This window comes from Marinobacter sp. V34 (assembly GCF_055524115.1).
Genome location: NZ_JBUPZY010000009.1, coordinates 1 through 26,232 on the forward strand (window position 1 = coordinate 1; position 26,232 = coordinate 26,232).

Annotated in this window: 22 protein-coding genes; 10 read left to right on the forward strand and 12 right to left on the reverse strand. The window is 57.2% G+C overall.

Annotated elements, in window-relative coordinates; all coding sequences use genetic code 11:
• Positions 1 to 1,516, reverse strand: a 1,516-nt coding sequence (locus tag AC0B60_RS14830; protein WP_465086615.1) for an Ig-like domain-containing protein, incomplete at its 3' end; no start/stop codon positions are given.
• A gap of 73 nt (positions 1,517 to 1,589) precedes the next feature.
• Positions 1,590 to 2,426 (reverse strand): OmpA family protein, encoded by an 837-nt coding sequence (locus AC0B60_RS14835; protein WP_465086616.1) that lies wholly within the window; start codon positions 2,424 to 2,426, stop codon positions 1,590 to 1,592.
• A gap of 344 nt (positions 2,427 to 2,770) precedes the next feature.
• On the opposite strand from AC0B60_RS14835, the gene AC0B60_RS14840 reads away from it, so the two are divergent.
• The 5 genes from AC0B60_RS14840 to AC0B60_RS14860 all read left to right on the forward strand — a co-directional run bounded on the left by AC0B60_RS14840 (position 2,771) and on the right by AC0B60_RS14860 (position 8,921).
• Positions 2,771 to 3,427 carry a GntR family transcriptional regulator gene (locus AC0B60_RS14840; protein WP_465086617.1) on the forward strand — a complete coding sequence of 219 codons (657 nt, stop codon included), beginning with the start codon at positions 2,771 to 2,773 and terminating at the stop codon, positions 3,425 to 3,427.
• Positions 3,428 to 3,509: 82 nt separating this feature from the next.
• Positions 3,510 to 4,544 (forward strand): DUF6160 family protein, encoded by a 1,035-nt coding sequence (locus tag AC0B60_RS14845; RefSeq protein WP_465086618.1) that lies wholly within the window; start codon positions 3,510 to 3,512, stop codon positions 4,542 to 4,544.
• A gap of 65 nt (positions 4,545 to 4,609) precedes the next feature.
• A complete protein-coding gene (locus AC0B60_RS14850) occupies positions 4,610 to 5,668 on the forward strand; it encodes a lysylphosphatidylglycerol synthase transmembrane domain-containing protein (protein ID WP_465086619.1) in 1,059 nt (352 codons plus the stop codon).
• Positions 5,665 to 7,881, forward strand: a complete 2,217-nt coding sequence (locus tag AC0B60_RS14855) for a glycosyltransferase (protein WP_465086620.1) — start codon at positions 5,665 to 5,667, stop codon at positions 7,879 to 7,881. Before AC0B60_RS14850 ends, AC0B60_RS14855 begins: the two co-directional genes overlap by 4 nt.
• Before the next feature lie 92 nt (positions 7,882 to 7,973).
• A complete protein-coding gene (locus AC0B60_RS14860; protein ID WP_465086622.1) occupies positions 7,974 to 8,921 on the forward strand; it encodes a YbgA family protein in 948 nt (315 codons plus the stop codon).
• Between the two features lie 7 nt (positions 8,922 to 8,928).
• Here AC0B60_RS14860 and AC0B60_RS14865 read toward each other — a convergent pair whose 3' ends face one another.
• The 3 genes from AC0B60_RS14865 to AC0B60_RS14875 form a co-directional block, all read right to left on the reverse strand.
• Positions 8,929 to 9,660, reverse strand: coding sequence for a DUF481 domain-containing protein (locus AC0B60_RS14865; RefSeq protein WP_465086624.1), 732 nt, complete (start codon positions 9,658 to 9,660; stop codon positions 8,929 to 8,931).
• 19 nt (positions 9,661 to 9,679) lie between these two features.
• Positions 9,680 to 10,690 carry an oxygen-dependent tRNA uridine(34) hydroxylase TrhO gene (gene trhO / locus AC0B60_RS14870; RefSeq protein ID WP_465086625.1) on the reverse strand — a complete coding sequence of 337 codons (1,011 nt, stop codon included), beginning with the start codon at positions 10,688 to 10,690 and terminating at the stop codon, positions 9,680 to 9,682.
• A 260-nt stretch (positions 10,691 to 10,950) separates the two neighbouring features.
• Positions 10,951 to 11,682, reverse strand: coding sequence for a DsbA family protein (locus tag AC0B60_RS14875; protein WP_465086626.1), 732 nt, complete (start codon positions 11,680 to 11,682; stop codon positions 10,951 to 10,953).
• 107 nt (positions 11,683 to 11,789) lie between these two features.
• Between AC0B60_RS14875 and AC0B60_RS14880 the strand changes: the two genes are divergently transcribed.
• Positions 11,790 to 12,755 (forward strand): NAD(P)H-dependent flavin oxidoreductase, encoded by a 966-nt coding sequence (locus AC0B60_RS14880; RefSeq protein ID WP_465086627.1) that lies wholly within the window; start codon positions 11,790 to 11,792, stop codon positions 12,753 to 12,755.
• Between the two features lie 15 nt (positions 12,756 to 12,770).
• Here AC0B60_RS14880 and AC0B60_RS14885 read toward each other — a convergent pair whose 3' ends face one another.
• The gene (locus tag AC0B60_RS14885; RefSeq protein ID WP_465086628.1) at positions 12,771 to 14,711 is read right to left on the reverse strand and encodes a methyl-accepting chemotaxis protein; all 1,941 of its coding nucleotides are present in this window, start codon (positions 14,709 to 14,711) and stop codon (positions 12,771 to 12,773) included.
• 282 nt (positions 14,712 to 14,993) lie between these two features.
• Here AC0B60_RS14885 and AC0B60_RS14890 point away from each other — a divergent pair, with 282 nt between their 5' ends.
• A complete protein-coding gene (locus AC0B60_RS14890) occupies positions 14,994 to 15,164 on the forward strand; it encodes a DUF6435 family protein (protein ID WP_465086630.1) in 171 nt (56 codons plus the stop codon).
• Positions 15,165 to 15,211: 47 nt separating this feature from the next.
• Here AC0B60_RS14890 and AC0B60_RS14895 read toward each other — a convergent pair whose 3' ends face one another.
• The 6 genes from AC0B60_RS14895 to tkt form a co-directional block, all read right to left on the reverse strand.
• The gene (locus tag AC0B60_RS14895) at positions 15,212 to 15,556 is read right to left on the reverse strand and encodes a chaperone modulator CbpM (RefSeq protein WP_465086631.1); all 345 of its coding nucleotides are present in this window, start codon (positions 15,554 to 15,556) and stop codon (positions 15,212 to 15,214) included.
• Positions 15,557 to 15,569: 13 nt separating this feature from the next.
• A complete protein-coding gene (locus tag AC0B60_RS14900; protein ID WP_465086634.1) occupies positions 15,570 to 16,541 on the reverse strand; it encodes a DnaJ C-terminal domain-containing protein in 972 nt (323 codons plus the stop codon).
• A gap of 175 nt (positions 16,542 to 16,716) precedes the next feature.
• Positions 16,717 to 17,781, reverse strand: coding sequence for a class II fructose-bisphosphate aldolase (fba, locus tag AC0B60_RS14905; protein WP_465086635.1), 1,065 nt, complete (start codon positions 17,779 to 17,781; stop codon positions 16,717 to 16,719).
• A 190-nt stretch (positions 17,782 to 17,971) separates the two neighbouring features.
• Positions 17,972 to 19,132 (reverse strand): phosphoglycerate kinase, encoded by a 1,161-nt coding sequence (locus AC0B60_RS14910; protein WP_465086636.1) that lies wholly within the window; start codon positions 19,130 to 19,132, stop codon positions 17,972 to 17,974.
• Between the two features lie 29 nt (positions 19,133 to 19,161).
• Entirely contained in the window at positions 19,162 to 20,190 is a 1,029-nt protein-coding gene (gene gap / locus AC0B60_RS14915; RefSeq protein WP_465086637.1) for a type I glyceraldehyde-3-phosphate dehydrogenase, read from the reverse strand.
• Positions 20,190 to 22,190, reverse strand: coding sequence for a transketolase (gene tkt / locus AC0B60_RS14920; RefSeq protein ID WP_465086638.1), 2,001 nt, complete (start codon positions 22,188 to 22,190; stop codon positions 20,190 to 20,192). Before tkt ends, gap begins: the two co-directional genes overlap by 1 nt.
• A 245-nt stretch (positions 22,191 to 22,435) precedes the next feature.
• Here tkt and AC0B60_RS14925 point away from each other — a divergent pair, with 245 nt between their 5' ends.
• From AC0B60_RS14925 to ahcY, 3 genes are all read left to right on the forward strand, one after another.
• Positions 22,436 to 23,437, forward strand: a complete 1,002-nt coding sequence (locus AC0B60_RS14925; protein ID WP_465086639.1) for a metalloregulator ArsR/SmtB family transcription factor — start codon at positions 22,436 to 22,438, stop codon at positions 23,435 to 23,437.
• Between the two features lie 148 nt (positions 23,438 to 23,585).
• Entirely contained in the window at positions 23,586 to 24,776 is a 1,191-nt protein-coding gene (metK, locus tag AC0B60_RS14930; protein ID WP_465086640.1) for a methionine adenosyltransferase, read from the forward strand.
• Positions 24,777 to 24,835: 59 nt separating this feature from the next.
• Positions 24,836 to 26,230 (forward strand): adenosylhomocysteinase, encoded by a 1,395-nt coding sequence (gene ahcY, locus AC0B60_RS14935; protein WP_465086642.1) that lies wholly within the window; start codon positions 24,836 to 24,838, stop codon positions 26,228 to 26,230.
• Positions 26,231 to 26,232: the final 2 nt, after the last annotated feature.

Sequence of the window (26,232 nt, forward strand, 5' to 3'; positions counted from 1 at the left end):
CAATCAGGCTGCCGCCATCACTGGTGTTGCCCGACTCGTCGGTCTGGCGTGCAAGCACATCCCCTTCGGCGTACTCGCCCGTCGGAAGTTCAAAGCCGTTACCCGTACCGTCGGTCCAGGTCGCCCCGCCGTCAGTGGAGTACGACCAGGTGGCATCAGGTTCCAGGCCGCTGACCGCGACCGTGCCGTCGATGGTCACGCCGTCACCGTCTGCGCCGGTGTCGTTTGCAAGCGCCAGCGTCGGCGCATCCGGGGCAACCGTGTCCACGGTCAGGTCGAACGTCATACTGACGGGTGATTCGTCCCCAGCCCCATCCGTCGCTGTGGCCGTGAAACTGTGGCCACCTTCACCCAGGGCAGGCGTTTCAAAGCTCCAGTCGCCCTCGGCATCCGTCACTGTCGTACCAATCGCGTTACCATCCAGGAACACCGTCACCGTACTGCCTGCTTCGGCAGTACCGGTCAATATCGGTGTGGTTTCATCGGTACTCGATCCGCTCAGCAGACTACCCGTCACATCACCGGTATCGTCAGTGACTGAATAAATCGTCGGGATATGCGGAGCAATGGCACTGGCCGGCGCAGATTCGTTACCCGCCCCGTCAGTAACGATGACCTCAACACTTTCGCCTTTGGTCAACGGTTCATCCAGACTGATACTGTATTGACCGTCATCGCCAACGGTGGCACTGCCGAGTTCGTTACCATTACCATCGCTGACAGTGACGACGCTGCCGGGTTCGGCGGTACCGCTAATTTCGTCGCCGGCGTCATTGAAACTGACGCTCGGGCTATCCGGAACGGTCATATCAGGCGCGGTCACTGTGGTTTGGTCATACACGTTGCCGGCCTGATCGATGGCAGTAACCACGATCACTTCGCCGTTGGTTAGAGGCTCGTTCAAGGCGACGCTGTACCTACCGTCCTCACCGACGGCAGCTCTGCCCAACTCGACTCCGTTGACATAAGCGACTGTCACCGTGCTGCCCGGTTCCGCGATACCTCTAACCCGATCACCAGTCTCGCTTACATTGGCCTGGGATACCTCAGGAGCGCCATCGTCTACGGGGTCGCCCGATGAAGAGCCACCAGATGATGATCCAGCAGCCACTGCGCCAGCCACCGCAGCAGCTCCGCCAATTCCTGCTAGCAACCACCAACCAAATCCATCCCCGGCACCTGCACCGGCAACTTCATCAACGTTAATCTCGGCAAAGGAAAACTCAGACCAGGGCGAATCGTACTGCCCCCACCAAAAAATACCGCTGGAGTCTTCGAGAACCAGTTCGTTCCGCTGGTCTTCATCCGGAGCAAAAAAGCCTTCAATAACAATAGATTCCCCTGACGTCAGGGTGACTAGAAGGTCATCTGCCTGGGCGTCAATGGACGCAATTTTTTCAGGGCCAACCGAAAGCGTTATTACACTGTTAGTCGGGTTGTCCAAAGCATCGAGCTTCACTTCTGAGCTCTGACCCGTTCCCTTACTGGTCACCATCACTGTTGTCAGATCAAGCATATCCACCCCCCACTAACAAACCCGAAAAAGCACAATTAACCGCTTCGTTGCACCTACATGTTCCTCACGCTATTCATAAGGCTCTGCCGTCGACTCGCCGCTCGAAAACTTCAATATCAACGCGACGATTCGGTTGAAGACAACTTTTCAGCTTTTCCACTTGATCGGTCTGGCAGGTCACGACAGGCTCTGCCTCGCCGCGCCCCTCAGCTATCATTGAGCCGATACTCAGGCCGGATTGCGCCAACTGACGGCGCACCGCCTCAGCCCTGAGTTCAGATAGATCCAAATTGGAGTCGAAAGAGCCGATCCGGTCCGTGTGTCCGATCAACGTGACCATCGGGTTCTGGTATGAGGCCTGCAGGTTTTCGGCTACTTCTCGCAAACGCTCCTTGCCCTGAGAGGTCAATTCCGACTCACCGAAACTAAAGAGAATATCTGCAGACAGCGTTACAACCTGAACCTTAGGTTCCGGTTCGGGCTCCGCCTCTGCCGGTGGAGGGACAATCAATGTCTGAGCCAGGTTCTCACAAGTGTGCCGGCGCCAATGGGTTGACGAGACCTTGTCGTTCGGCCCGAAAACAATTTTGTACTGGCAGACCAGTTGACTGGCACCGTCTGCAATGGGGAAGTTGACGTTATAGTTCCAGTGGGAACGATCGCCATGGGAGGCTCGGCTGAATGGTTGTCCTAACAACGCCTCTACTTTACTGTCAGGCATTCCAGAGGAGATATTCCAGAGATTCAGGACACTGTAGTCACGCCCGATACGTAGCGACTTCGCCCCTAGCTCGGTGGGCTGGACGTTTTCGTCGGGGAAAGGTAATTCCGTGGAATTCACTGACAACGAGAATATCGCCACAATGCTCACGATTAATCTCGAAACAGGCATAAATCTAGTGGGGCTCATCCGTGCCTCCTTGCCGCCCAGCTTCCTTAAGAAGCATAAACATCAGCTCATCGATCCATGGCGCTTCATTGATCTGCATGACATACGCCGTGAAACGGAGCAAACAACATTACAAAATTAAAAACGATTCACTAGAATCAAGCTAGCAGGTAAACACGATTTCTACCAAATCAGGGTTTACGTCAAACCAGGCTTGCATGGTTCAGTTCAGTCTATTACCCGCTCGGCAGAGCCTGTCTCTAATTTCCCGGAAAAATACTCGCGAGCCCCTGTATCAAGTCCTCCGCCGGCCTATTAATATAGCGCCACTTTATACGTCTGAAAGATACTAAGGCCCTCTAAACATGGATTTTCAGGTCCCCAACACCCTCGCCGAGCAGATTGCCAACTACCTGGCTGAACGCATCATGACCGGGCAGATAAAACCGGGTGAGCGTTTGCAGGAAGCGACCACAGCAAACGAGCTGAAGGTTAGCCGGGCCTCGGTGAAAGAGGCCCTGTATACCCTTGAGCGTTGGCACCTGATCGAGATCACCCCACGCAAGGGCGCTTCCGTCACCAAACTGGACGCAGACCATGCGTCGGAGCTGTACGACGTGTACATGCACCTGCTGATTATGCTGGCACGGCGTTTGTGTGAGCGTTGGCGGGAAGAGGACAAAACCGCGTTATTGTCGGCGGTTGGGCATGTCACTGAACAGATGCAGCACAAAGATGCCAATATCACAGGCATTGTGGAAGCAAGCTTTGAAGTGATGGATGTTTGCTGTCAGGTCGTGGGCAACCCCTACCTCACTGAGGCGCTGACCAACTTCAAACCCGCTGTCAGCCGTGCCTATTATCTAAGCGCGGATCGTTACCGGCAGGACCTGGACCGCACGGGACTATTCTTCACCAACCTGACGAAAGCTATCTTGACGAGGGATGCCGATAAATCCGAGGCCCTTGTGGCAGAGTTCGGCGCCCACCAGAAGGAACTGATCCAGCAGGCGCTGGCCTGATTGAGTCTGTGACTCAACTCACAGACACCTTTCCTTATCCGCCCTATCGTAACAGTTTGTAACAATAACAATCGGGGCCACCATGACACGTCGAAATGCCCGCAAGCGCCTGAGACCATTTAAACCTGCCCTGCGCAGGTTCTTTACCCTGAGCCTGACCGCCAGCCTGTCGTTACCAGTAATGGCCGACTTCCGTCCGCTGGACGACAGTACCCTGGGCAACGTCACCGGCCAGACCGGCGTGACCATCGAGATGGAAACCAAGATTGAGATGGACCGCCTGAGCTGGACCGATGAAGGCTCGCTGAACGTCAATGGTATCCGCCTGTCCGGTCAGAACGACACCGTGCTGGACAACCTCAAGCTGACGCTGGACATTGCCGGCCAGGATGAGGTTCTTGAACACGGTTTCTCTGAGATCGCACGCCGAGCCGACGCCGGCCTTCTGGACACGTCGAATCCGGATGTAGCAGATGCCCTCGCCCGCTATGCCGTCGGTGGCAGCTACGGCAAACAGTTCGACAGCGGTGACCTGGTGATTCACCTTGGTGCCACAGATTACGGCGACCCAACCAGCCTGGACGATTACCTGCAAGCCGTGGATTTCGAACTGGCCGTAGACAGTGTTGAAGCCACCGGTTCCGGCGGCACTGCCAGCCTGTTCTCCAATGTTATGTTGCAGGGTTATATCGGCCCCACCGATCTGGTGATTCGCAATCAAGGCAGTAACACCCGCACGCTGGCCAATGGCAACGTAGTGTCTGGCTCGGAACTGCAACTGGATACCCATTTCGAAATCACCGATGGTAGCCTGAACTGGGACGCCGCCGACGTGATCCTGCTGTTCAACTTTGCCGCCGTTGGCATTGAAGGGCTGCAGATCCACAACCGCCGGGGCGATGACACCCTGGGCCACTTTGGGATGGCGAGTGCTACCGCGAAACTCTCCCGGGGCACCAGTGCCGCCTCAGGCAAGGAAGGCCTTTCCATTCACGAAGTGGACTTCCGGGCCGACATCGATATGCCGGTGTTCAAAGTCGGTGGCACCAGTATCGGTTCCGTACAGTTCACGGATTTTGCCATTAAAAACACCACCATGATGGTGTATGGCCACTAGTAAGACACTGGACAAGCCCCCCGCCACCAACAGTAAACTGCCCGTCTCTTAACGGCGGGCAGTCCATGACCAACATCCCGGATCAAGATTATCAGCAGCGCGCGTCCTGGCGCAGGCTCACGGTTTTCAGCCTGATCTTTATTGCCATGACAGCGGCCGGGCTTTACGCGGTGTACGACCAGTTTGCCGGGCGCAGCGTAACCTTCGATGATCGACTGGTCTCGCCTCAGGCGCTTATTTCCATCATTGCCCTGTTGGCGGTCTACTATGCGGCCGACGGGCTACGGCTGCACTTCACCCTTCGGGCGCTGGGGCACCGTTTGCCCTTCCCGGCGATTTTCCGGCTGGTGTTCATTAACCTGTTCTTCTCCAACGTGACCCCCATGGCCACCGGGGGTGGCTTTGCACAGATCTGGTATCTCCAGCGGCACGGTGTACCCGTGGGCCGCGCCACGGCGGCCACCACCATCCGCACTGTGATCGCTGTAATCTTTATCTTTTCCCTCACCCCGGTGTTCCTGCTCACGCTCAGCGCTTTGGACAATCAACCCCTGGTCGGTGAACTGGGGCCGGTACTCGCCGTACTGATCCTCCTTTACCTTGGGTTCTTCATGGTGGTGCTGTTCCGCACCCGGTGGCTGATTGCACCATTGGGCCGGCTTTTGAGCTCACTGCACCGGTTTCATCTAATCGGTGACCGCAGGCATCAGCGCTGGCAGTTCAAAGCCAAGCGGGAGATGCTGCGTTTTTCTCACAGTTTCGGCGACTACCTCAGGGGCCCCAAACAGTTCGTCGCGCTATCAGTACTGTTTACCTTTGTGTTCCTGCTCAGCCTGTTCAGTTTTCCGGCGTTGCTGATCTCGGCGCTGGATTACGAGGTAGACTACCTGGTAAGCACGGGTCTGCTGGTGGTCACCACCTTTGTGATGTACTTTTCACCCACACCCGGTGCGTCTGGCATTTCGGAAGGAGTGTTCGGCAGTTTCTTCCGGGACATACTCACGGCCAACCACCTGGTACTGGTGACCATCAGCTGGCGATTCATCACCATCTACCTCGGCATGCTGGCAGGCCTGGTGATACTTCAGCGGGAACTGGTGAGAAACAGGAAGCAATCCCCATGACACGCCGCCACCCGTTAAAAGTGCTGTTCTACATCAGCCTGACGATTGTTGTGCTGCTGATTGGGTACAAGGCCTACCTGAACCTGTTCGAGCCGGATTTCGAGGCCCTACATACGGAACAGGTCGCCCGCATTCACGACATGCTCTCTGATGACGGTGGTTTCAGTTTTGCGGTTGTGGGCAATATCAACAATTCCGTGGGCGTGTTCGAGGAACGAATGATCCCGGCCCTCAATCAGTCCGGCGTGGATTTTATGGTGTCCGCCGGCAATGCGGTGAGTGGCGGCGGTGAAGACAAATACCGGGCCATCCAGGGCTCACTGACTCACCTGGACATTCCCTACCTGCTGACCTTTGGTGAAAACGAGTACGAGAACTTCGGCAGCTACCGGTTTTACGACCACTTCGGCCCTCACTTCTTCAGCATCAAGGCAGGCGGCGCCCGGCTGATCTTCCTCGACAGCACCAGCAAGACGCCCTGGCGGTGGCAGATTCGCTGGTTGAACGACTTGCTCAGCCAGGAACCCAACCGCCTGCGGTTCCTGTTTATAGGGCACCCATTGTTGCACCCGGACCAGGAGGCGCCGTTCGAGCAGGACGACGATTTCCTGCACCCCCCTGAATTCCGCACCGCCCTGCTGGACGCCATCGACCGGCACGATGTGGACATGGTGTTTTCAGCGAACCTGTCGCTGTATGCGGATCAGGTGCAAGGCGACACGCGCTTCATCACCACCGGCGGAGCCGGCGGCCTGGTGCTTAACAACGACACCAGCTTCTACCACTATGTGCGGGTGGATGTGAGCGACGATGGCCAGATCAGCCATTCCCTGGAGCGACTTGAAGCCAGGCAGCACCCCGTGCTGAGCACCCTGGAATCCCTGTGGTTCTTTATCTACTCGCTGTTCTATGTGGGCTACATCAACTTCATTCTGCTGGTGGCAGTTTTCGTACTGATCAGCACCAAGCTTTACACCGCTATTTTCGTGGCGAAAGACTACTATCCGGACTACGACCTGGACCCCCAGCCCTGGCTGTCGAAACCCTTGCGGGTGGCCATGTTCACCAACAACTACCTGCCGTTTATTGGCGGCGTGCCCATCTCCATCGCACGCCTGCGCAAAGGCCTGGAAACCTTGGGGGACTTCACCCTCATCGTTTGCCCACGCTATCGCGACCAGCCGCGCGAGGAAACCAACGTGGTGCGGGTGCCTTCCCTGCTGGCTATGGGGGAGAAACGGGAGTTCCGCCTTGCCAACATTTTCCTGGCGCGAATTCGCCGACAGGTGAGAGCGTTCAAACCCGACATCATCCACCTTCACCATCCCATCTGGCTGGGCTCGCTGGGGCTGTTCGTAGCCCGGCTCCTGAAGGTTCCGGCGGTGTACACCTACCACACCCGACTTGAGCACTACGCCCACTTCGTGCCGCTGCCGGGCAATCTGTTCCGCAACCTGATCTCCCACGAGCTGATCAAACGCTTCGCCAACAAATGCGATGGCGTGATCGTGCCTACCTACTCCACCGAGGAGTACCTGCGGATGATCGGCGTGAAAAGCCCCACGTTCGTGCAGCCTACGGGCATTGAGTACCAGAAATTCCAGGAAGTGGACGACGGTGATGTTCGTAAGCTGCAGGACACCCTGGGCATTAAAGATGAGACCGTGTTTATCAGCGTCTCGCGGCTGTCCAACGAGAAAAACATTGATTTCATGATCGACGCCATTGAGGAACTTCGCCGGCGAACAGACCGCCCCTTTAGATTCCTGATGATTGGCGAAGGGCACCAGCATGAGCGACTGCAGCAGCGCATTGATGAACTGGGGCTTCAGGATTGCTTTACGCTCGTTGGCTCCGTACCGCCGGACGACATGGCTACCTGGTATCACCTGGGCGATGCCTTCCTGTTTGCCTCAAAATCCGAAACCCAGGGCATGGTAATCCTGGAAGCCATGGCCGCCGGGTTACCTGTGGTGGCAGTGCGCTCCAGTGGTATTGAAGATGTGGTCCGCCACGGCTACAACGGCTTCAAGACGCCTGAAAAACAGGATCAGTGGTGTGACCACGTGCAACAGTTGCTGGAAGACGACACCCTGCGCCAGGAATTGGCCGAGCACGCACTGGCGTTCGCGGCGGACTATTCCGTCGAGCAGTTTGCCCGTGATATGCGGGAGATCTACGCCCTGACCCTGGCGCGATCGGCCTCCCGCTGAGTGATTCATCTCGCCGCTTTTAACATCGGAGATGATCGGTCTAGACTGGAAAAGCGTACTTTATAGAACCTTTATCGATTCGGAGACTGACAGTGACAGGCATTCCCGTTGGCATCAGCACCTGCCTGCTGGGCAAGGAAGTTCGTCATGATGGCGGCCACAAGCATTCCCGCTTCTGCACCCAGGTGCTTTCCCGCCATTTCGAGTTTCGTTCCATCTGCCCGGAGCTGGAAGCAGGGCTGGGCGTGCCCCGGCCTGCCATTCACCTGCGGGAATATCACGACGGCCTGAAATTGATCGAAACCAAAGGCACAGCGGACCACACCGATGCCATGCAAGGGTTTATCGACCAGGTTATACCGACCCTGTCAGATCTTCGGGGCTACATCCTGATGGCCAAATCCCCAAGCTGTGGCATGGAGCGCATCAAGGTGCACAATGAAGACGGCAATGTCACCCGCAGGGATGGTCGGGGACTGTTTGCCGAGGCACTGATTCGTCACTACCCGCTGATGCCAGTGGAAGAAGAGGGCCGCCTGAACGACGACATGCTGCGGGAGAACTTTGTAGAGCGAGTGTTTGCCTACGACGACTGGATGCAGAACGTGGCCGGCGACAACCTCACCGCCCGTGCCCTGATCGAGTTTCACACCCGCCACAAGTTCCAGCTACTGGCCCATTCCGAGAGGATCTATCGGCAGTTGGGGCCGATGCTCGGCGACCTGAAATCAGAGCCGTTGAAAGACATTGCCGACCGATACATCGCGTCGTTCATGGAAGCAATGACCCAACGGGTCAGCCGGGGTTCCCACGTGAACGCCATGCAGCATCTGATGGGCTATCTGCGAGATTCCATGGCAGACGAAGACCGGCAGGTATTGATGGAGCAGATAGACGCTTACCACCGCGGTGAAGTGCCCTTGGTGGTGCCCATGACCCTACTGCGGATGGCCCAGCGGCGGGAGCCGGTGGACTACCTCAGCAGCCAGAAGTACCTGACCCCCTACCCGGATGAGCTGGGGCTCAGGAACCGGGTTTAACGCCCGCTCAGAAACCGTAGAGCAGCGACACCGAAATCTGCGTATCGGTGGCTTCGGAGCCCTCTGGTTCATCAGATACATGCTGAACCAGATAAGCGGCCTTCATCGATAGGTTGCCCACCACGTTCGCCTGTATCGACGTTTCGGACTCGCTAATGGTGTTGTTCTCCGACAGACCGATTTCGGTACTCAGCTTTTGACGGAACAATGCAGTCTCGGACAGAGCGTAGTCGAACTTACCTGCCAGCCGGGCAATGGCCTCTTTTTCCTCCTGATTGCCGTCTGCGTCCGGTTCCTCGAGCCTGTTGAACCGGTAACCGCCACCGACAGACAGGTCAAGAAAAGAGCGTTTGCCACGTTGCCAGACCCGATTACCGTAACCGGTGGTCAGCGAGGACTGGAAGTCATACCCGGAAAAACGGTCGTCTTCATAGGCCCCGCGTACGAACAGGTATTGGCTGCCCTCAAACTTATAATCAGACTGCACTTCAGCGCCGTATTTTTCGGCCGTTGTCGTGTCATCGGTTTCGGAATAGGTTGAACGGAACTCACCGGTATTCCGCCAATCAGTCACCTCATGTTTCAGCGCGAGACGGCCATTGACATTGGTTTCCTCGGTGTTACCGGTGGTAATCAGCACACCGACCTCACCTTCACCTTCCCAGTCATCTGACTCGGCGCCAACGACCATCGGCGATACCGTCAGGCTAACGATCGCCAGGGTTGCTCTGAACTGCATGGAATCTCCTTGTTTCCTATCAGGATTTGGCGCGGTGCTCCCCCATGGCACTCTTGCGGGCCTGTTGTTCCCGCTCTGCTTTCTTTAGGGCTTTGCGCTCCGCGATGATGCGAGCCGCTTCGCCGCCCACATGGGTTTCACCCCGCTGTTCTGCCAGTCGCATCTGCCGCTCACGCTCGGCAAAACGAGCTTTCTGCTGCTCGGTCAGCGAGTCGATGCAACGGTGGCAACTCACGCCCTGCTCGTACTCCGGGCGCTGTTTGTCTTCCTCGGTGATCGGCCGGCGGCAGGCGTGACACTGATCGTACTCACCCCGTTCCAGCATGTGGTTCACCGTTACCCGGTCATCGAATACAAAGCACTCTCCTTGCCACAGGCTCTGTGATTCCGGGACTTCCTCCAGATACCTGAGAATGCCACCTTTCAGGTGATACACCTCATCGAAGCCCTGCTCCTTCAGAAACGCCGTGGATTTTTCACAGCGGATGCCGCCGGTGCAGAACATGGCCACCTTTTTGTGCTTCGATGGGTCCAGGTTTTCTTTCACATACTCCGGGAACTCGCGAAACGTATCCGTGGCCGGGTTCCTGGCGTTCTGGAATGTCCCAATCTCAACTTCGTACTGGTTGCGGGTGTCCACTACCAATACGTCCGGATCGGAGATGAGATCATTCCATTCTTTCGGGTCCACATAGGTTCCCACGATCCGTTTCGGGTCGATGCCCTCCACCCCCATGGTGACGATCTCTTTCTTGAGCTTCACCTTGGTTCTCTTGAAGGGCTGCACATCCACAAACGACTCTTTGTAGTCGATGCCCTCGAGCCGTTGATCGGCCCCCAGCCAATCGCGAATGGCATCCACACCCTCACGACTGCCGGCTATGGTGCCGTTAATGCCCTCACGGGCCAGCAGCAATGTGCCATGCACTTCTTTCTCCAACATCAGATCCAGTAGCGGCTGACGGAGGGCTTTGTAATCATTCAGGACTGCGAACTTATAGAGCGCGCATACAATAACATTCTGGCTCATGAGTCTGGTTTCTCCTGCGGGCCGGACCGTAAATCCGGAGCATGGTTTAAGATCGCCAAAAGGCGTGAGGATGCCATTCTAACGAATAGGGACTAGCGAGAGTATTACGGGGAGTTACAGGGAGGTCATTAACAGTGCCCGGTGCCCTCAAAGGCGGCACCGGGACATCGGTTGGTGCTCAGAACAGAACAGCAAAACCCACGGAGACGCCGGAGATCTCCGATTCGGGGAGTTTTTTTCAGGGAAAACCTGGCGCGGGATTATTGCCGGGAATCCGCCAACTCCCGTTCAACCACTGCCGACAGCTGCCCCCACCCGGGGCGAGTCAGGCGGATATTGTCCACCAACACGGTTGGCGTGCTGGTAACGCGAAGCTGCATGGCCACTTGACGGCTCTGCTCGATTTCTTCGACGTGAAGATCCGTGGTCATACACCGGCTGAAACGGCGTTCATCAAGCCCCAGATCCTCTGCGTAGCGGCTAAAGGTATCAACCGGGCTGCTGGAACCGCTCCATTCGGTCTGCATGTTGAACAACTTGTCGTGCATGGCCCAGTAGCCATCCTGGTCACCGGCGCAACGAGCAGCCTGTGCCGCAGGCAGGGCATTGTCGTGTTGCTGGAGTGGCAGATCAAAGTACACGAAGCGCACCTTGCCAGACTCCACGTATTCCTTTTTCAACTGCTGGCTGGCATCTGAAAAACGACCGCAAGCAGGGCACTGGTAATCCGCGAATTCCCGCACCACCACGGGTGCGTCTGCATCACCAACGGAGACGCCGTAGCGGTCCAGTTGCTCAGGAAACGGATCGGCATTGGGGCCGGCAACCGGCAACTCATCCGAGGTAGGGGCCGGGCTCGCCGTCAGGAAAAAGACGCCCACGGCAACAAAGACTAGAACGATGACACTGATGCCGATGTACAACGACTTGCGATCTTTCTTCCTGCTGGGCGGCGGTGCGCCGGTCTCTTTTCTTCTTTTTGCCTCGCCCATGGTAGAGCTCCTTATTGTTTATTCATTCGTGGACGTTTTCATGCGGTAATGAGCACGCTAAGATCCTTATACATTACATAAGTTCCAACAAAAATTAAGGAATTCTCATGGCTTTACCTGAATCCCTGAGGACATCGCTGAGCCTCCCGCTGGTGGCGGCGCCCATGTTCCTGATCTCCGGGCCGGAGATGGCGCTGGCCTGCTGCAAGCAGGGCATCGTTGGTAGCTTCCCGGCCCTGAACCAGCGCACCAGCGAAGGCTTCGAGGAATGGGTGATTCAGATGAACGAAGGCCTGAAAGACTTCCGGGAGACCCATCCGGACCAGACGGCCGCACCTTACGCCGTGAACCTCATCGTTCATGGCACGAACCCGCGCTGGGAGGCCGATCTGGACCTGTGTGTGAAACACCAGGTGCCCATTGTGATCACCTCCCTCGGCGCCGCCACCAAAGTGACTGAAGCGGTGCACAGTTACGGTGGCCTGGTGTTCCACGATGTCACCAATCAAAAACATGCTCGTAAGGCAGCGGAAGCCGGAGTGGATGGCATTATCGCCGTGGCTGCGGGCGCAGGCGGCCACGCGGGGATCATCAACCCGTTTGTACTGATACATGAAATCCGCGAGGTGTTCGATGGTGTTATCCTCCTCGCAGGCGGGCTTTCAAAAGGTGAAGACATACTGGCAGCTCAGGCCATGGGCGCAGATCTTTGCTATCTGGGCACGCGATTCATCAACACCACAGAGTCGCGGGCGGAAGCGGCCTATCAGAACATGATCATTGAGGCGGTATCCGGCGACATTATCCACACACCGGCGGTGTCAGGCATCCCAGCGAATTTTATGCGCCAGAGCCTGGAAGCCGCAGGCTACCCCATGGATAAGCTGAACCAGGCCGGTGAGCTCAACTACGGTGATAAGCTCAAGCCCGTGGACGACGAGGCCAAAGCCTGGAAAACCGTCTGGTCCGCCGGCCAGGGCGTCAGCCAGATCACCGACGTTGTCTCGGTCAGCGATCTGGTCGGGCGAATTGGCGAAGAATACCGGGACGCCCGCGCGCGAATCTGCCAGTAAATCGACCAGCAGCTATTACACCCGGAACTGGGAAGCCTTGCCCTGCAGGGTTTCCAGCATTTCCCCGATATGTCCGCTGGCTTGATCTGAGCGTTCGATGGCGTCAACGGTTTCACCGGAAAGGCGGGCAATGTCAGTGACGCTGACACTCACGTCCCCAGCATTCCTGCCCTGCTCTTCCGCAACTGCCGAAATCTCAAGCGCGCGTTTCTGGAGACTGCCCAGTAACTGGTTGATCTGATCGAAGTGCTCATCGGCGCGTCGGAATTCGGCGGAAGATTCCGCCACCTGTCCCGAGACTTGATCAATGACGGTGACGGCCTGACGGCTGCCCTGCTGCAGACGATCGATAATGCCCTGAATCTCCGTGGTGGATGCCTGAGTTCTACTGGCCAGCGTGCGTACTTCGTCGGCGACGACCGCAAAGCCCCGGCCAGATTCACCAGCCCTCGCCGCTTCAATGGCGGCATTGAGTGCCAGTAGATTGGTCTGTTCGGCAATGGCCCCGATCACGGAAAGCACAGAATCGATTTCCGTACTCTGGTTATTCAGTTCATTGACCGCCGCGACAGCCTGCTCCACGTTGGCCACGACCCGATCCAGACGCCCCCTTACATCGCGGGAAATCGTTGCCGTTGCCTCGCTCTCCGCGTTCACGTTCTGGACGGACCCGGCCATTTCCTGAACGTTATCCGCCACCTCGGCAATACTGCCCGACATTGCAGACATGGTGTTCGACACCTCGGCCACTTCCTGCTGCTGGCGATTAACGGCCGATACCGCATCGCGGCTGATCTGACCTTGCTCTCGTGCTCTCTCTGCGGCCGATTCCGCAGAGGACTTTACGTCTGACACCAACTCCTGAATACGGGCGATGAACTGGTTCATGCCCCGGGCCATTTCCGTCAGCTCGTCTCGGCCCTTGAGGGATACCCGGCGAGTCAGGTCGGCCTCACCATCGGCAATCTGCCAGATGGCTGTACTCAATCTGAGTACTCGGGGAAGAAGGCCCCCGCCGAGCACGGCCGCCACCAGGACAATCAACACAACCACGGAGCCGATGGCGAGGAACGAAAGATTAGAGGAAAGGCTGCCCGCCTCACGATCCAGTGCCTCAACAGTGCTATCAATACGCGACTGGGTGTCCTCACCCATACTGGCAAGCTGTTGCTGCAGGCGCTGGTTAACCTGCTCTGTTTCAACCCCAAGTGTTTGGCGTAAAGCGTCGATGCTGCCCGTAATGGTTGCACCGAACTCTTCCTCAAGGGCGGCGAGATCCTGATTGATGCCTTCAAGAGACAACCCCATCTTGAGCTGTCCGATAGCGGTACCCTGGGGTTTAATGTCGGCAGTTATAATGACCACATTCGGGTCACGGCTTGCCGCGTCAAGGACCTTATTTGCCGCACCACGGCCTTCTCCCTGCTCCATTAAGATGCGCACGCGATCGTCGGTGCGATCCACGTAACGGGTCAGCCTTTCCCCGTACTGATCATAATAGACCGCGAAAAGAACCGATTCCCGGGCATCAGCCAGTTCAATGAGATCCGTCAACCGCGGCACGTCCCGATCCCAGATTAGCGGCGCAGCAACCGCCGCCAGCACCTCCGCCAGGCCCTGAGCCTCTGACATCACCGCCGATCGGACGTTCTCGGCAACCCGCTCCTGTTGGGCTGTTTGCTGGCGCGTCAATTCACCCGCCAACTCCTCCGTGGTCCTCTGCTGCATAAGCTGCAAGCGATTGCGAACGTCTTCGCGAGTGTCACCAAACGATGCACTGACGTCGCGGCTGCTGGCCTCAAGAGCGGAACCGGCGGTATCTACCAGGCTATCCACCTGATTGGAAATCAGCCACTGGCTCAAGGCTACCTGCACCACGCCAGCAATAATCAGAATCAGAAAAACAGGTCGCAGCAAGCGACTGGTTACCAGTGCCTTTAGAAAACGAGGGGTCATACAGGCTCCGTCACGCGAGTGAATCACTCATCTTGGCGACAGGAATTGGCCTGCCAAGCCAAGCTTATTACTGACTATAGAGCAAAACCCCGACCAAGGAGTGGCGTGTTCGTGTACGGATTCTGTAACAACCTCGTGAAATTGTTTGAAATTGAGAATCACGCACCACACTCTCAGCGATCTCTGCCAGACGAAGTTCAGCAGTAATGAGGCAGCTCGTTGTGAACTTTCCCGCCCGATCGGCGTAAGTTACTGGATACACGAATTAAAACAGGTGAAAAAATGTTGGGATTTTTGAAGGGCGATCCAAAGAAAAAACTGCAGAAAGAGTACGAGGCAAAATTGCAAAAGGCTCTGCACGCCCAACGCAATGGCGACCTGCGCACCCATGGCACATTAATGGAGGAGGCTGAAAAAATTTACGCGGAGCTTCAGAAGCTTGGCAAGGAGTAAGTTTTTAGCTTGGCGGGTAGGTCGGCTGGCGCCAACCGACCTTCTGGCTATGCTTCGCCTAAAAACTGCCGTATTTGCCGGTTAAGGCGATCGACTTCACGTCGCATATCCTGGACTTCATCGAGGAGTTCCAGAGACATGGCGAGGCCGGGCAGGTTCATTTTCAGATCCCGCTGTAACCGTTGCGCTTTGCGCAGGCGGGCCAGCGCTTCGAGATCAAATTGCCACTGTCGCGCTTCCGGTGACTCTTCCACTGGAGCGATCACACCGTAGCTCACCAGTTTAATAACGAATTCAGCATGGCAATCTCCACGCTCGCAGATCTCCCGCAACGTAAACGTAGCAGTTGGTTCCACCAGTTCGACGCTCAGAATCCGGTCTTTGTCAGCCATCCTTCACCCCCGCTTACACGTGCAGCTTGCTGCGTGGATTGAACTCTTTCTCAGCCTCGGCCAACTGACGATACAGTTCCTCAGCTTCTTCAGAGTGCCGCTCGGGCATTACGATCTGCAGCACCGCAATCTGGTCTCCTGGATGCTTACCGGGCAGGCCCTTGCCCTTGAGTCGCAACTTGCGACCGCTGGAAGAGCCCTTGGGTACTTTCACATTCACCTTTGAACCAATAGTAGGAATCGTAACCGAGGCACCAAGGGCCGCTTCCCAGGGTGCAATGGGAACCGTCACCAGTATATCCCGGCCTTCCACTGTAAAGTGAGGATGCGGCGCGTATTCAACTTCGATAAACAGGTCACCGCTCTCGGCACCGCCCATGCCTGGCGCACCTTGCCCCTTCAGGCGGATGTGCTGCCCTTCTCTCATGCCGGACGGGATTTTCACATTCAGGGTTTTCTGGCGCGGCACTATACGGCCGTCAGTGTCGGTGTCCTGAACCGTGAATGACACCTGTTTCTCACAGCCGTGATACGCTTCTTCCAGAAATAGGGCTATCCTGGCGTGGACGTCCTCACCACGCATTCTCATGGAATGACGCTGGCCACCGAAACCGCTCCCAAAGCCGGCGTCTGCACGACGGCCACCCCCGAAGATTTCCTCGAAGAAGTCGCTGAACTGTGCCGCATCAGCTTCCGTGTAACCACCGCCTCCGAAACCGGAAGCGCTCTGCCATCCGGGAGGTGGCTGGAACGATCCGTCATTACGGGCGCCGTACTTCTTCAGCTCGTCGTATTCGGCCCGCTTTTCCGGATCTTTCAGGACCTCATAGGCCTCGCCGACGTCTTTGAACTTATCGGAGGCGTTCTCTTCCTTGCTGACATCCGGATGGTATTTCCGGGCCAGTTTGCGGTAGGCCTTCTTGATGTCCTCGGGAGAGGCAGACTCGCTCACACCGAGTACGGCGTAATAGTCTTTGAAGTCCATTCTTTCCCTCACGCCTATTCAGAGTAATGGGTGTTTTATGCCCGGCTGTTAACTCTATATTTGATGAGGATGGGAAAATTACAAGGTGGGGGCTTATCGGAATTGATTTATGTCAGTTGTTTTGCTGATATCGAACCCCCCATAGCCAGCAGGCTATGGGGGCCGAGTCTCAGGCTTACTTGACCTTAGGGTCCAGCTCACCAGAGGCATACCGCTCAAACATGCGCTCAAGGTTGACCGGCTTGATTTTGCTGGCGTTGCCGGCAGTGCCGAAGGCTTCATAACGGGCCACGCAAACTTCGGTCATCGCCTGCATGGTCGCCTTGAGGAATTTACGCGGGTCGAATTCGGCCGGGTTCTGGGCCAGGAATCGACGGGTTGCGCCAGTGCTGGCCAGGCGCAGGTCGGTGTCGATGTTGACCTTGCGAACGCCGTGCTTGATGCCCTCCACGATTTCCTCGACGGGCACGCCGTAGGTCTCCGGGATTTCGCCGCCGTATTCGTTGATGATTTTCAGCCACTCCTGGGGTACGGAGCTGGAACCGTGCATGACCAGGTGGGTATCCGGAATGCGCTTGTGGATAGCTTTGATTTGCTCAATCGCCAGGATGTCACCAGTCGGTGGGCGAGTGAACTTGTAGGCGCCGTGGCTGGTGCCGATGGCGATGGCCAGGGCGTCGACGTGGGTTTTCTTGACGAAATCCGCGGCTTCTTCCGGATCAGTCAGCATCTGGCTGTGGTCCAGGGTGCCTTCGGCACCGATACCGTCTTCTTCACCGGCTTGGCCGGTTTCCAGGGAGCCAAGGCAGCCCAGTTCACCTTCGACGGATACGCCGCAGGCGTGAGCCATTTCAACGGTGCGGCGGGTTACGTCGACGTTGTAGTCGTAGTCGGTCGGGGTTTTGCCGTCTTCACCCAGGGAGCCGTCCATCATCACTGAGCTGAAGCCCAGTTGGATGGAGCGTTGGCACACAGATGGGCTGGTGCCGTGGTCCTGGTGCATAACCACCGGAATATGGGGAAACTCTTCAATGGCCGCCAGAATCAGGTGACGCAGGAAGGGAGCACCAGCGTATTTCCGGGCGCCTGCAGAGGCCTGAACAATAACCGGTGAGTCGGTTTTGTCAGCCGCTTCCATGATGGCGCGCATCTGCTCGAGGTTGTTCACGTTATACGCCGGTACACCGTAACCATGCTCGGCGGCGTGGTCCAGCAGTTGCCGCATCGATATCAGGGCCATTGGGGTTGTCTCCTTGGTTTATTAAACAATGTCTTTGGCAGACTTCTCTGGTTTGGAGTCTGCTTCGGAGGGCCTGTAAGCCCCTTCCGGGACACGCTGTGAATACGTCCATGTACGCTCGACAAAAACATCCATGTTTTTGACGGTCCCGGAAGGGGCTTACAGGCCCTCCTCGCGATTCAAACTTGTGCTATTCGCCGCGCTTTTCCAGCACAGCGACAGCTGGCAGCGTTTTACCTTCCACGAATTCCAGGAAAGCACCACCACCGGTGGAAATGTACGAGATTTTGTCACTCACACCGTACTTGTCAACGGCGGCGACGGTATCACCACCACCGGCCAGGGAGAAGGCATCGCTTTCGGCGATGGCTTTCGCCAGGGACTGGGTGCCGTTGCTGAACTGGTCGAATTCGAATACGCCGACTGGGCCGTTCCAGAGAATGGTTTTGGCATTTTTCAGCAGCTCGGCAAACTGGCCGGCAGTTTCCGGACCAACGTCGAGGATCATGTCGTCGTCGCTGACGTCGGATATGTTCTTGGTGGTGGCGGTCGCGGTTTCCGCGAATTCGCTGGCAACCACAACATCCACCGGCAACGGGATTTCAACGCGGGAGGCAATTTCGCGTGCGGTGTCGATCAAGTCATGCTCGCACAGGGATTTGCCGACCGGGTGACCGGCTGCCGCGAGGAAGGTGTTGGCGATACCGCCACCGACGATGATGGAGTCGCAGACGTTTTCCAGGGCGTTGAGTACGTCCAGCTTGGTGGACACCTTGGAGCCGCCAACAATGGCAACCACGGGCTTGGCCGGGTTATCCAGGGCCTTACCAAGAGCTTCCAGTTCTGCCGCCAGCAGCGGGCCTGCGCAGGCTTCCGGGGCGAAGCGCGCGACGCCATGGGTAGAGGCCTGGGCGCGGTGGGCGGTGCCGAAGGCGTCCATCACGTAGACGTCGCACAGGGCGGCGTACTTCTTGGAGAGCTCTTCGTCGTCTTTCTTCTCTCCTTTATTGAAGCGGACGTTTTCAAACAGAACAACTTCGCCATCGGCCACGTCAACGCCTTCCAGGTAGTCGGTGATCAGGCGGACGTCCTGGCCCAGCACCTTGCTGAGGTGGTCAGCCACCGGCTTCATGGAGGAGGCTTCGTCATAGACACCTTCTTCCGGGCGGCCGAGGTGGGACATCAGCATGACCTTTGCGCCTGCGTCCTTTGCGGCCTTGATGGTCGGCAGCGAGGCACGGATGCGGGCGTCACTGGAGACTTCGCCGTTCTTTACCGGTACGTTGAGGTCTTCACGAATCAGTACCCGCTTACCGGCGAGATCCAGATCGGTCATTCTCTTGATAGTCATCGTTGTTCATCCCCTGATCAAAAAATGTGTCAGTGGCTGGAGAGCCAGTGTTTACTAACGTCCAGCATCCGATTTGCGAACCCCCACTCGTTATCGAACCAGCACAGCACCTTCACCATGGTGCCGCCGGTTACGCGCGTCTGGCCTCCGTCCACGATGCCGGAGTGGGCGTCGTGATTGAAATCGGAGCTGGCCAGAAGCTCATCGGTGTAGCCCAGAATGTGTTTCAGCGGGCCGTGGGCGGCGTTTTTTAATAGGTTGTTCACCGCCTCCACCGAGGTGTTTTCACGAACATTCACCACCATGTCGATAGCCGAGACATTCATGGTGGGCACGCGCATGGCCACAGAGCTGAACTTGCCTTCCATGTTGGGAAGCAGGCGTTCAATCCCCTTTGCCAATCCGGTGTCCACAGGCACGATGTTATGCAGAGCGCTGCGGGTGCGGCGCAGGTCCTGATGGTGGTAGGCATCGATCACCGGCTGGTCATTCATCGCGGCGTGGATCGTGGTGGTGCTGCCCTGCTCCACGCCCAGGGCGTCGTCGAGTACCTGTATAACAGGCACCAGACAGTTAGTGGTGCAGGATGCCGCCGCCACAATACTGTCCTCTGCGGTCAGCTGATCGTGGTTGATGCCGTAAACCACGGTGCGATCCACATCGGACTCAGCTGGCTGCGAAAACAGCAAGCGCTCAGCACCCGCCTTCAGGTGTTGCTCGGCCGTCGCACGGTCGGTGAAAGCACCGGAGCACTCCAGCACCAGATCAATGCCCAGATCGTCCCAGGGCAGTTCCGACGCTTCGGCGCAACGAACGACACGAATACGGTCACCATTCACCAGCAGGGAATCGCCCTCAACGGTTATCTCACCCTGAAACCGACCATGGGTGGAGTCGTAGCGGGTGAGATGGGCAATGGTATCGATATCCGCCAGTTCGTTGATCGCGACCACCTGAAGGTGATCGCGAAAACGATTTTCGTAAAGTGCACGCAAGACGCACTGGCCGATACGGCCGTATCCATTAATAGCGATGCGATACGGTGCAGCGGTACTCATCAGGCTTCCAGCAGCTCCCCGGCCACAGCGACGATATTGTCTACCGTAAAGCCGAATTCCTTGAATAGCTCACCGGCAGGCGCAGACTCACCGAAGGTGCTCATGCCCACCACGCGGCCGTCCAGGCCAACGTACTTGTACCAGTAGTCCTCAATGGCAGCCTCAACAGCGACGCGGTTGGTGACTTCAAGCGGCAAGACAGCCTGCTTATAGGCAGCGCTTTGGGCATCGAAGGTGTCGGTGGACGGCATGGACACCACACGGACGTTATTGCCCTTCTGGCGCAGCGCTTCGGCTGCGTCCTGAGCCAGTCCCACTTCACCACCAGTGGCGATGAGGATCAGGTCCGGCGTGCCTTCGCTGTCTGACAGGATGTAACCACCCTTGGCGATGTTGGCCAGTTGCTCGGCATCACGCTGCTGGTGCGGCAGTCCCTGACGGGAGAAGACCAGCGCAGTCGGGCCATCGACACGCTCCAGGGCAGCTTTCCAGGCGACCGCTGACTCAACGGCATCCGCCGGACGCCAGGTGCTCATATTAGGCGTGGTGCGCAGGCTCGCCAACTGCTCGATGGGCTGATGCGTAGGACCATCTTCGCCCAGACCAATGGAGTCGTGGGTGAACACATAGATGGAGCGCTGTTTCATCAACGCGGCCATGCGCACGGCGTTACGGCAGTACTCCATAAAGATCAGGAAGGTAGCGCCGTAAGGTACGAAGCCGCCATGCAGGGCGACGCCGTTCATGATGGCTGCCATGCCGAATTCGCGAACACCGTAGTAAACGTAGTTGCCGCTGGCGTCTTCTTTGGTCAGTGGCTTACTGCCATTCCAGATGGTGAGGTTGGAGCCCGCCAGGTCGGCAGAGCCACCCAGCAGTTCCGGCAGCATCGGGCCATAGGCGTTCAGGGTGTTCTGGGACGCCTTGCGGCTGGCAACAGTTTCGCCTTTGTCCTGGCACTCCTGAATATACGCCTGGGCCTTCTCGGAGAAGTCCGCCGGCAGTTCTCCGGCCATACGACGCTTGAACTCAGCGGCCAGTTCCGGTTCCGCCTTTTCGTAGGCGGCAAATGCCTGCTCCCACTCGGTCTGTGCGGCAGCGCCTTTTTCACGGGCATTCCAGGCACCGTATACTTCCGACGGGATCTCGAAAGCACCGTGGTTCCAACCCAGCTTCTCGCGGGTCAGTGCAATTTCGTCCTCACCCAGCGCAGCGCCGTGACAGGCTTCGGTGCCCTGCTTGTTGGGGGAACCAAAACCAATAATGGTCTTGCAGCAAATCAGCGTGGGCTGTGTTGTGTTGGCCCGTCCAGCTTCAATCGCAGCGCGAACGGCCTCCGGATTATGGCCGTCAACCGCCGGAATCACCTGCCAGCCGTAAGACTCGAAGCGCTTGGGCGTGTCGTCGGTGAACCAGCCGTCCACTTCACCGTCGATGGAAATGCCATTGTCGTCGTAGAACATGATCAGCTTACCGAGGCCAAGTGTACCGGCCAGGGAAGACACCTCGTGGGAAATGCCTTCCATCAGGCAGCCATCGCCCAGGAAGGCATAGGTGTAGTGATCAACAACGTTGTGGCCGGGGCGATTGAACTGTTCCGCGAGAGCCTTCTCAGCCAGTGCAAAACCGACCGCATTCGCGACACCCTGCCCGAGCGGCCCGGTGGTGGTTTCAACGCCCGGCGTGTAGCCGTACTCCGGGTGACCCGGAGTTTTGGAGTGAAGCTGGCGGAAGTTCTTGATGTCGTCGATGGAAACGTCATAGCCGCTCAGGTGCAGCAGGGAATACTGCAGCATGGAGCCATGGCCGTTGGACAGCACAAACCGGTCACGGTTAGCCCACTGGGGGTTGGCCGGGTTGTGGCTGAGGAAATCATTCCAGAGGACCTCGGCGATGTCCGCCATACCCATGGGTGCGCCCGGGTGGCCGGATTTGGCTTTCTGAACCGCATCCATGCTCAGCGCGCGAATGGCGTTGGCGAGATCTGTGCGAGACGGCATTGACGTTTTCTCCAGTTTTGGTCGGCAAAAGGCGATCGGTTAAAAAGAAGGCGCGTATTTTCGCCGATTAGTGACCACCGGGGCAAATCGGCGACGCTCTTTTTAAGGATGTTTTACGGATGTTTCCAACGCCGGAATTATCGCTCTGAAATTTTGGCTGACTTTTCAAACAGATCTGAGCCTATATCAATTTATTTTGATATAGATATTGATTACCCGGAAAGACATGCCTACACTTCTTTCTCATGACATCCATGACCACACCTGCAACTGACCTGTCCTCCGTGGACGCACTGGCACCGATCTTCAAAGCGAGCGGCGACCCGTTGCGTCTGGAGATCCTTCGCGTGTTGCGCCGGGACACCTTTGGCGTACTGGAGCTGAGCCAACTCTTCGAAATGCGCCAGTCGGGCATGAGCCATCATCTGAAGGTCATGCATAAGGCCGGGCTGCTGGAGCCCCAACGAGAGGGGAATGCCATTTTCTACCGGCGCCCTCTGAATCTCGAAAGTGACAAGCTGACGGACCAGGCCATACGCCAGGTATTCCAGAGCGTGGACCGTATTCCGCTGCCAGAGCACCTGCAGGAGAAAATCAAAGCCATCCGCAATCAGCGCGCGGACCAGTCCCAGGCCTTCTTCTCCCGTTACGCCGAGAAATTTCGGGAGCAACAAGAACTCATCGCCGCGTTCGACCTTTACGCCGAACCGGTGGCAAACCTGATTCGTAATCGTTCCGAGCGCCATGACTGGAAAACAGCCCTGGAAATCGGCCCCGGCGAGGGCGCATTCCTGCCGGTGCTCTCGAAAATCTGTAAGCACGTGGTGGCACTGGACAACTCCCGCGACATGTTGGCCAAGGCCACCCGTACCTGCATCGAAGAACGTCTGAACAATGTCGATCTGATTGAAGGTGTCACCGACAACCTTTTGGCTCGTGGTGACGATTTTGATCTGGTTGTGGCCAACATGGTTCTGCACCACGTACCCAGCCCTGCGGACATTTTTCTGGATGCCTCCGCGCTGATGAACACTGGCGGATGCCTGTTCATCAGCGACCTGTGCAGCCATGACCAGGACTGGGCCAAGGAAGCCTGCGGTGATCTCTGGCTGGGGTTCGAGCCGGAAGAGCTTACCAGCTGGGCCACTGACGCCGGTCTGGTCGCTGGCGAGTCACTGTTCATCGGGCTGAGGAACGGTTTTCAGGTGCAGGTGAGAGAGTTCTGGAAAACCGCAGAGTCCACATAGGACAGAAACCAAAACTGTATCAACTTTTTTTGATATAGAATTATGCAGACTCTGAAAACTGATTTACGATACCTACATCCAAATAGCCGGCACCAAGCCAAAATCTACGACCGGCGCGAATTAGCAACGCTCACAGAGGAGCAACCCTATGTCTGACTACAGCGTCTTTACTTCCGAATCGGTCTCAGAAGGCCACCCTGACAAATTGGCAGACCAGATTTCCGATGCCGTCCTCGATGCCATCCTGGTTGACGATCCCCACGCACGGGTTGCCTGTGAAACTATGGTAAAAACCGGGGTGGCTATCGTCGGTGGTGAAATCACTACCAGCGCCTGGGTGGATCTGGAGGACCTGGTACGCGGCGTAATCAAAGACATCGGCTACACCTCCTCTACCGTGGGTTACGACGGTGACACCTGCGGCATCATCAACATCATTGGCAAGCAGTCCGTGGACATCGCCCAGGGCGTTGACCGCAAAAAACCGGAAGACCAGGGTGCCGGCGACCAGGGCCTGATGTTCGGTTACGCCAGCAACGAAACCGACGTGCTGATGCCAGCCCCGATCACCTTCTCGCACCGCCTGGTGCAGCGCCAGGCCGAAGCCCGAAAAAGCGGCCTGCTGCCATGGCTGCGCCCCGATGCGAAAAGCCAGGTCACCTGCCGCTATGAAAACGGCAAGGTCACCGGGATCGACGCCATTGTTCTGTCCACCCAGCACGACGAAGATGTTTCCCAGGCTGACCTGAAAGAAGCCGTTATGGAACTGATCGTCAAACACGCTCTGCCAACCGAGTTGTTGCATAAAGACACCCAGTTCCACATCAACCCGACCGGCAAATTCGTGATCGGCGGCCCGGTTGGCGACTGTGGCCTGACTGGCCGCAAGATCATCGTCGATACCTACGGCGGCATGGCACGCCACGGCGGCGGTGCTTTCTCCGGCAAAGACCCCTCCAAGGTGGACCGTTCTGCGGCTTATGCGGGCCGTTATGTGGCCAAGAACATTGTGGCTGCCGGCCTGGCGGAGAAGTGTGAGATCCAGGTGTCCTACGCCATCGGTGTGGCGCAACCAACATCAATCTCTCTGAACACGTTCGGCACTGGCAAGATCAGCGACGACAAGATCATCAAGCTGGTCCGCGAGCACTTCGACCTGCGCCCTTACGCGATCACCAACATGCTGGACCTGCTGCACCCGATGTATCGGGCCACCGCGGCCTACGGCCACTTCGGTCGCGAGCCGGTTGAGATGACGGTGGGCGGCAAGACGTTTACCGCCTTCCCTTGGGAAAAGACTGATCGGGCGGCACTTTTGAAAGACGCCGCTGGTATCTGATTTGAAGATTGGTCGTATACAGACGGCCATCACCACTATTTTAATGACGGGAGAACACCATGAGCACTCCGGCAGAAAAACTGAATCAATCCGATGACTACAAAGTTCGCGATATCTCACTCGCGGGCTGGGGCCGTAAGGAAATCAACATCGCCGAAGGCGAAATGCCCGCCCTGATGGCCCTGCGTGAAAAGTACAAAACCGAGCAGCCTTTGAAAGGCGCCAACATCATGGGCTGCATCCACATGACCATCCAGACCGCCGTGCTGATTGAAACGCTGGTTGAGTTGGGCGCCACGGTACGCTGGTCATCGTGCAACATCTTCTCCACTCAGGATCAGGCCGCCGCCGCTATTGCCGAGAGCGGCGTCCCCGTTTTTGCCTGGAAAGGTGAGACCGACGAAGAATATGACTGGTGCCTGGAACGCACCGTTGGTGCCGACGTTGAAGGCTGGGAACCCAATATGATCCTGGACGACGGCGGCGATCTGACGGCCCTGCTGCACGAGAAGTACCCGGAAATCCTGGCCAACTGCCACGGCGTGACCGAGGAAACCACCACCGGCGTACATCGCCTGCAGGAAATGCTGCGGGACGGCAAGCTGAAGGTGCCGGCCATCAACGTGAACGATGCCGTAACCAAGTCAAAGAACGACAACAAGTACGGTTGTCGCCACAGCCTGAACGATGCCATCAAGCGCGCCACCGACCATCTGCTGTCTGGCAAGAAAGCCCTGGTCATCGGCTACGGCGATGTGGGTAAAGGCTCGGCCGCCTCCCTGCGCCAGGAAGGCATGATCGTGAAGGTCACTGAAGCCGACCCGATTTGCGCCATGCAGGCCTGCATGGATGGGTTCGAGGTGGTGTCGCCGTACCTCGATGGCGTCAACACCGGCACCGAAGCGGGCGTGGACAAAGCGTTGCTTAAGAACACCGACCTGCTGGTCACCACCACCGGCAACATGAACGTGTGTGATGCCAACATGCTCAAGGCAGTCAAGAGTGGCGCAGTCGTTTGCAACATCGGCCACTTCGACAATGAAATCGACACGGCCTACATGCGCAAGAACTGGGAGTGGGACGAGGTCAAACCGCAGGTGCATGTGGTGTATCGCGACAAGGCGGTCAACGACCACCTGATCCTGCTGTCCGAAGGCCGCCTGGTAAACCTGGGCAACGCCACCGGTCACCCGTCGCGGATCATGGACGGTTCCTTCGCCAACCAGGTGCTGGCACAAATGTATCTGTTTGAGCGCAAGTTTGCCGACCTTCCGGAAGAGGCCCGCGAAAAAGGCATCTACGTTCAGGTTCTGCCGAAACACCTGGACGAGGAAGTGGCCAGAGCTATGGTGGAAGGTTTTGGTGGCGTGATCACCAAAATGACCCCCGAGCAGGCGAAGTATATTGGTGTACCGGTCGAAGGCCCGTACAAGCCGGAAAGTTACAAGTACTGATC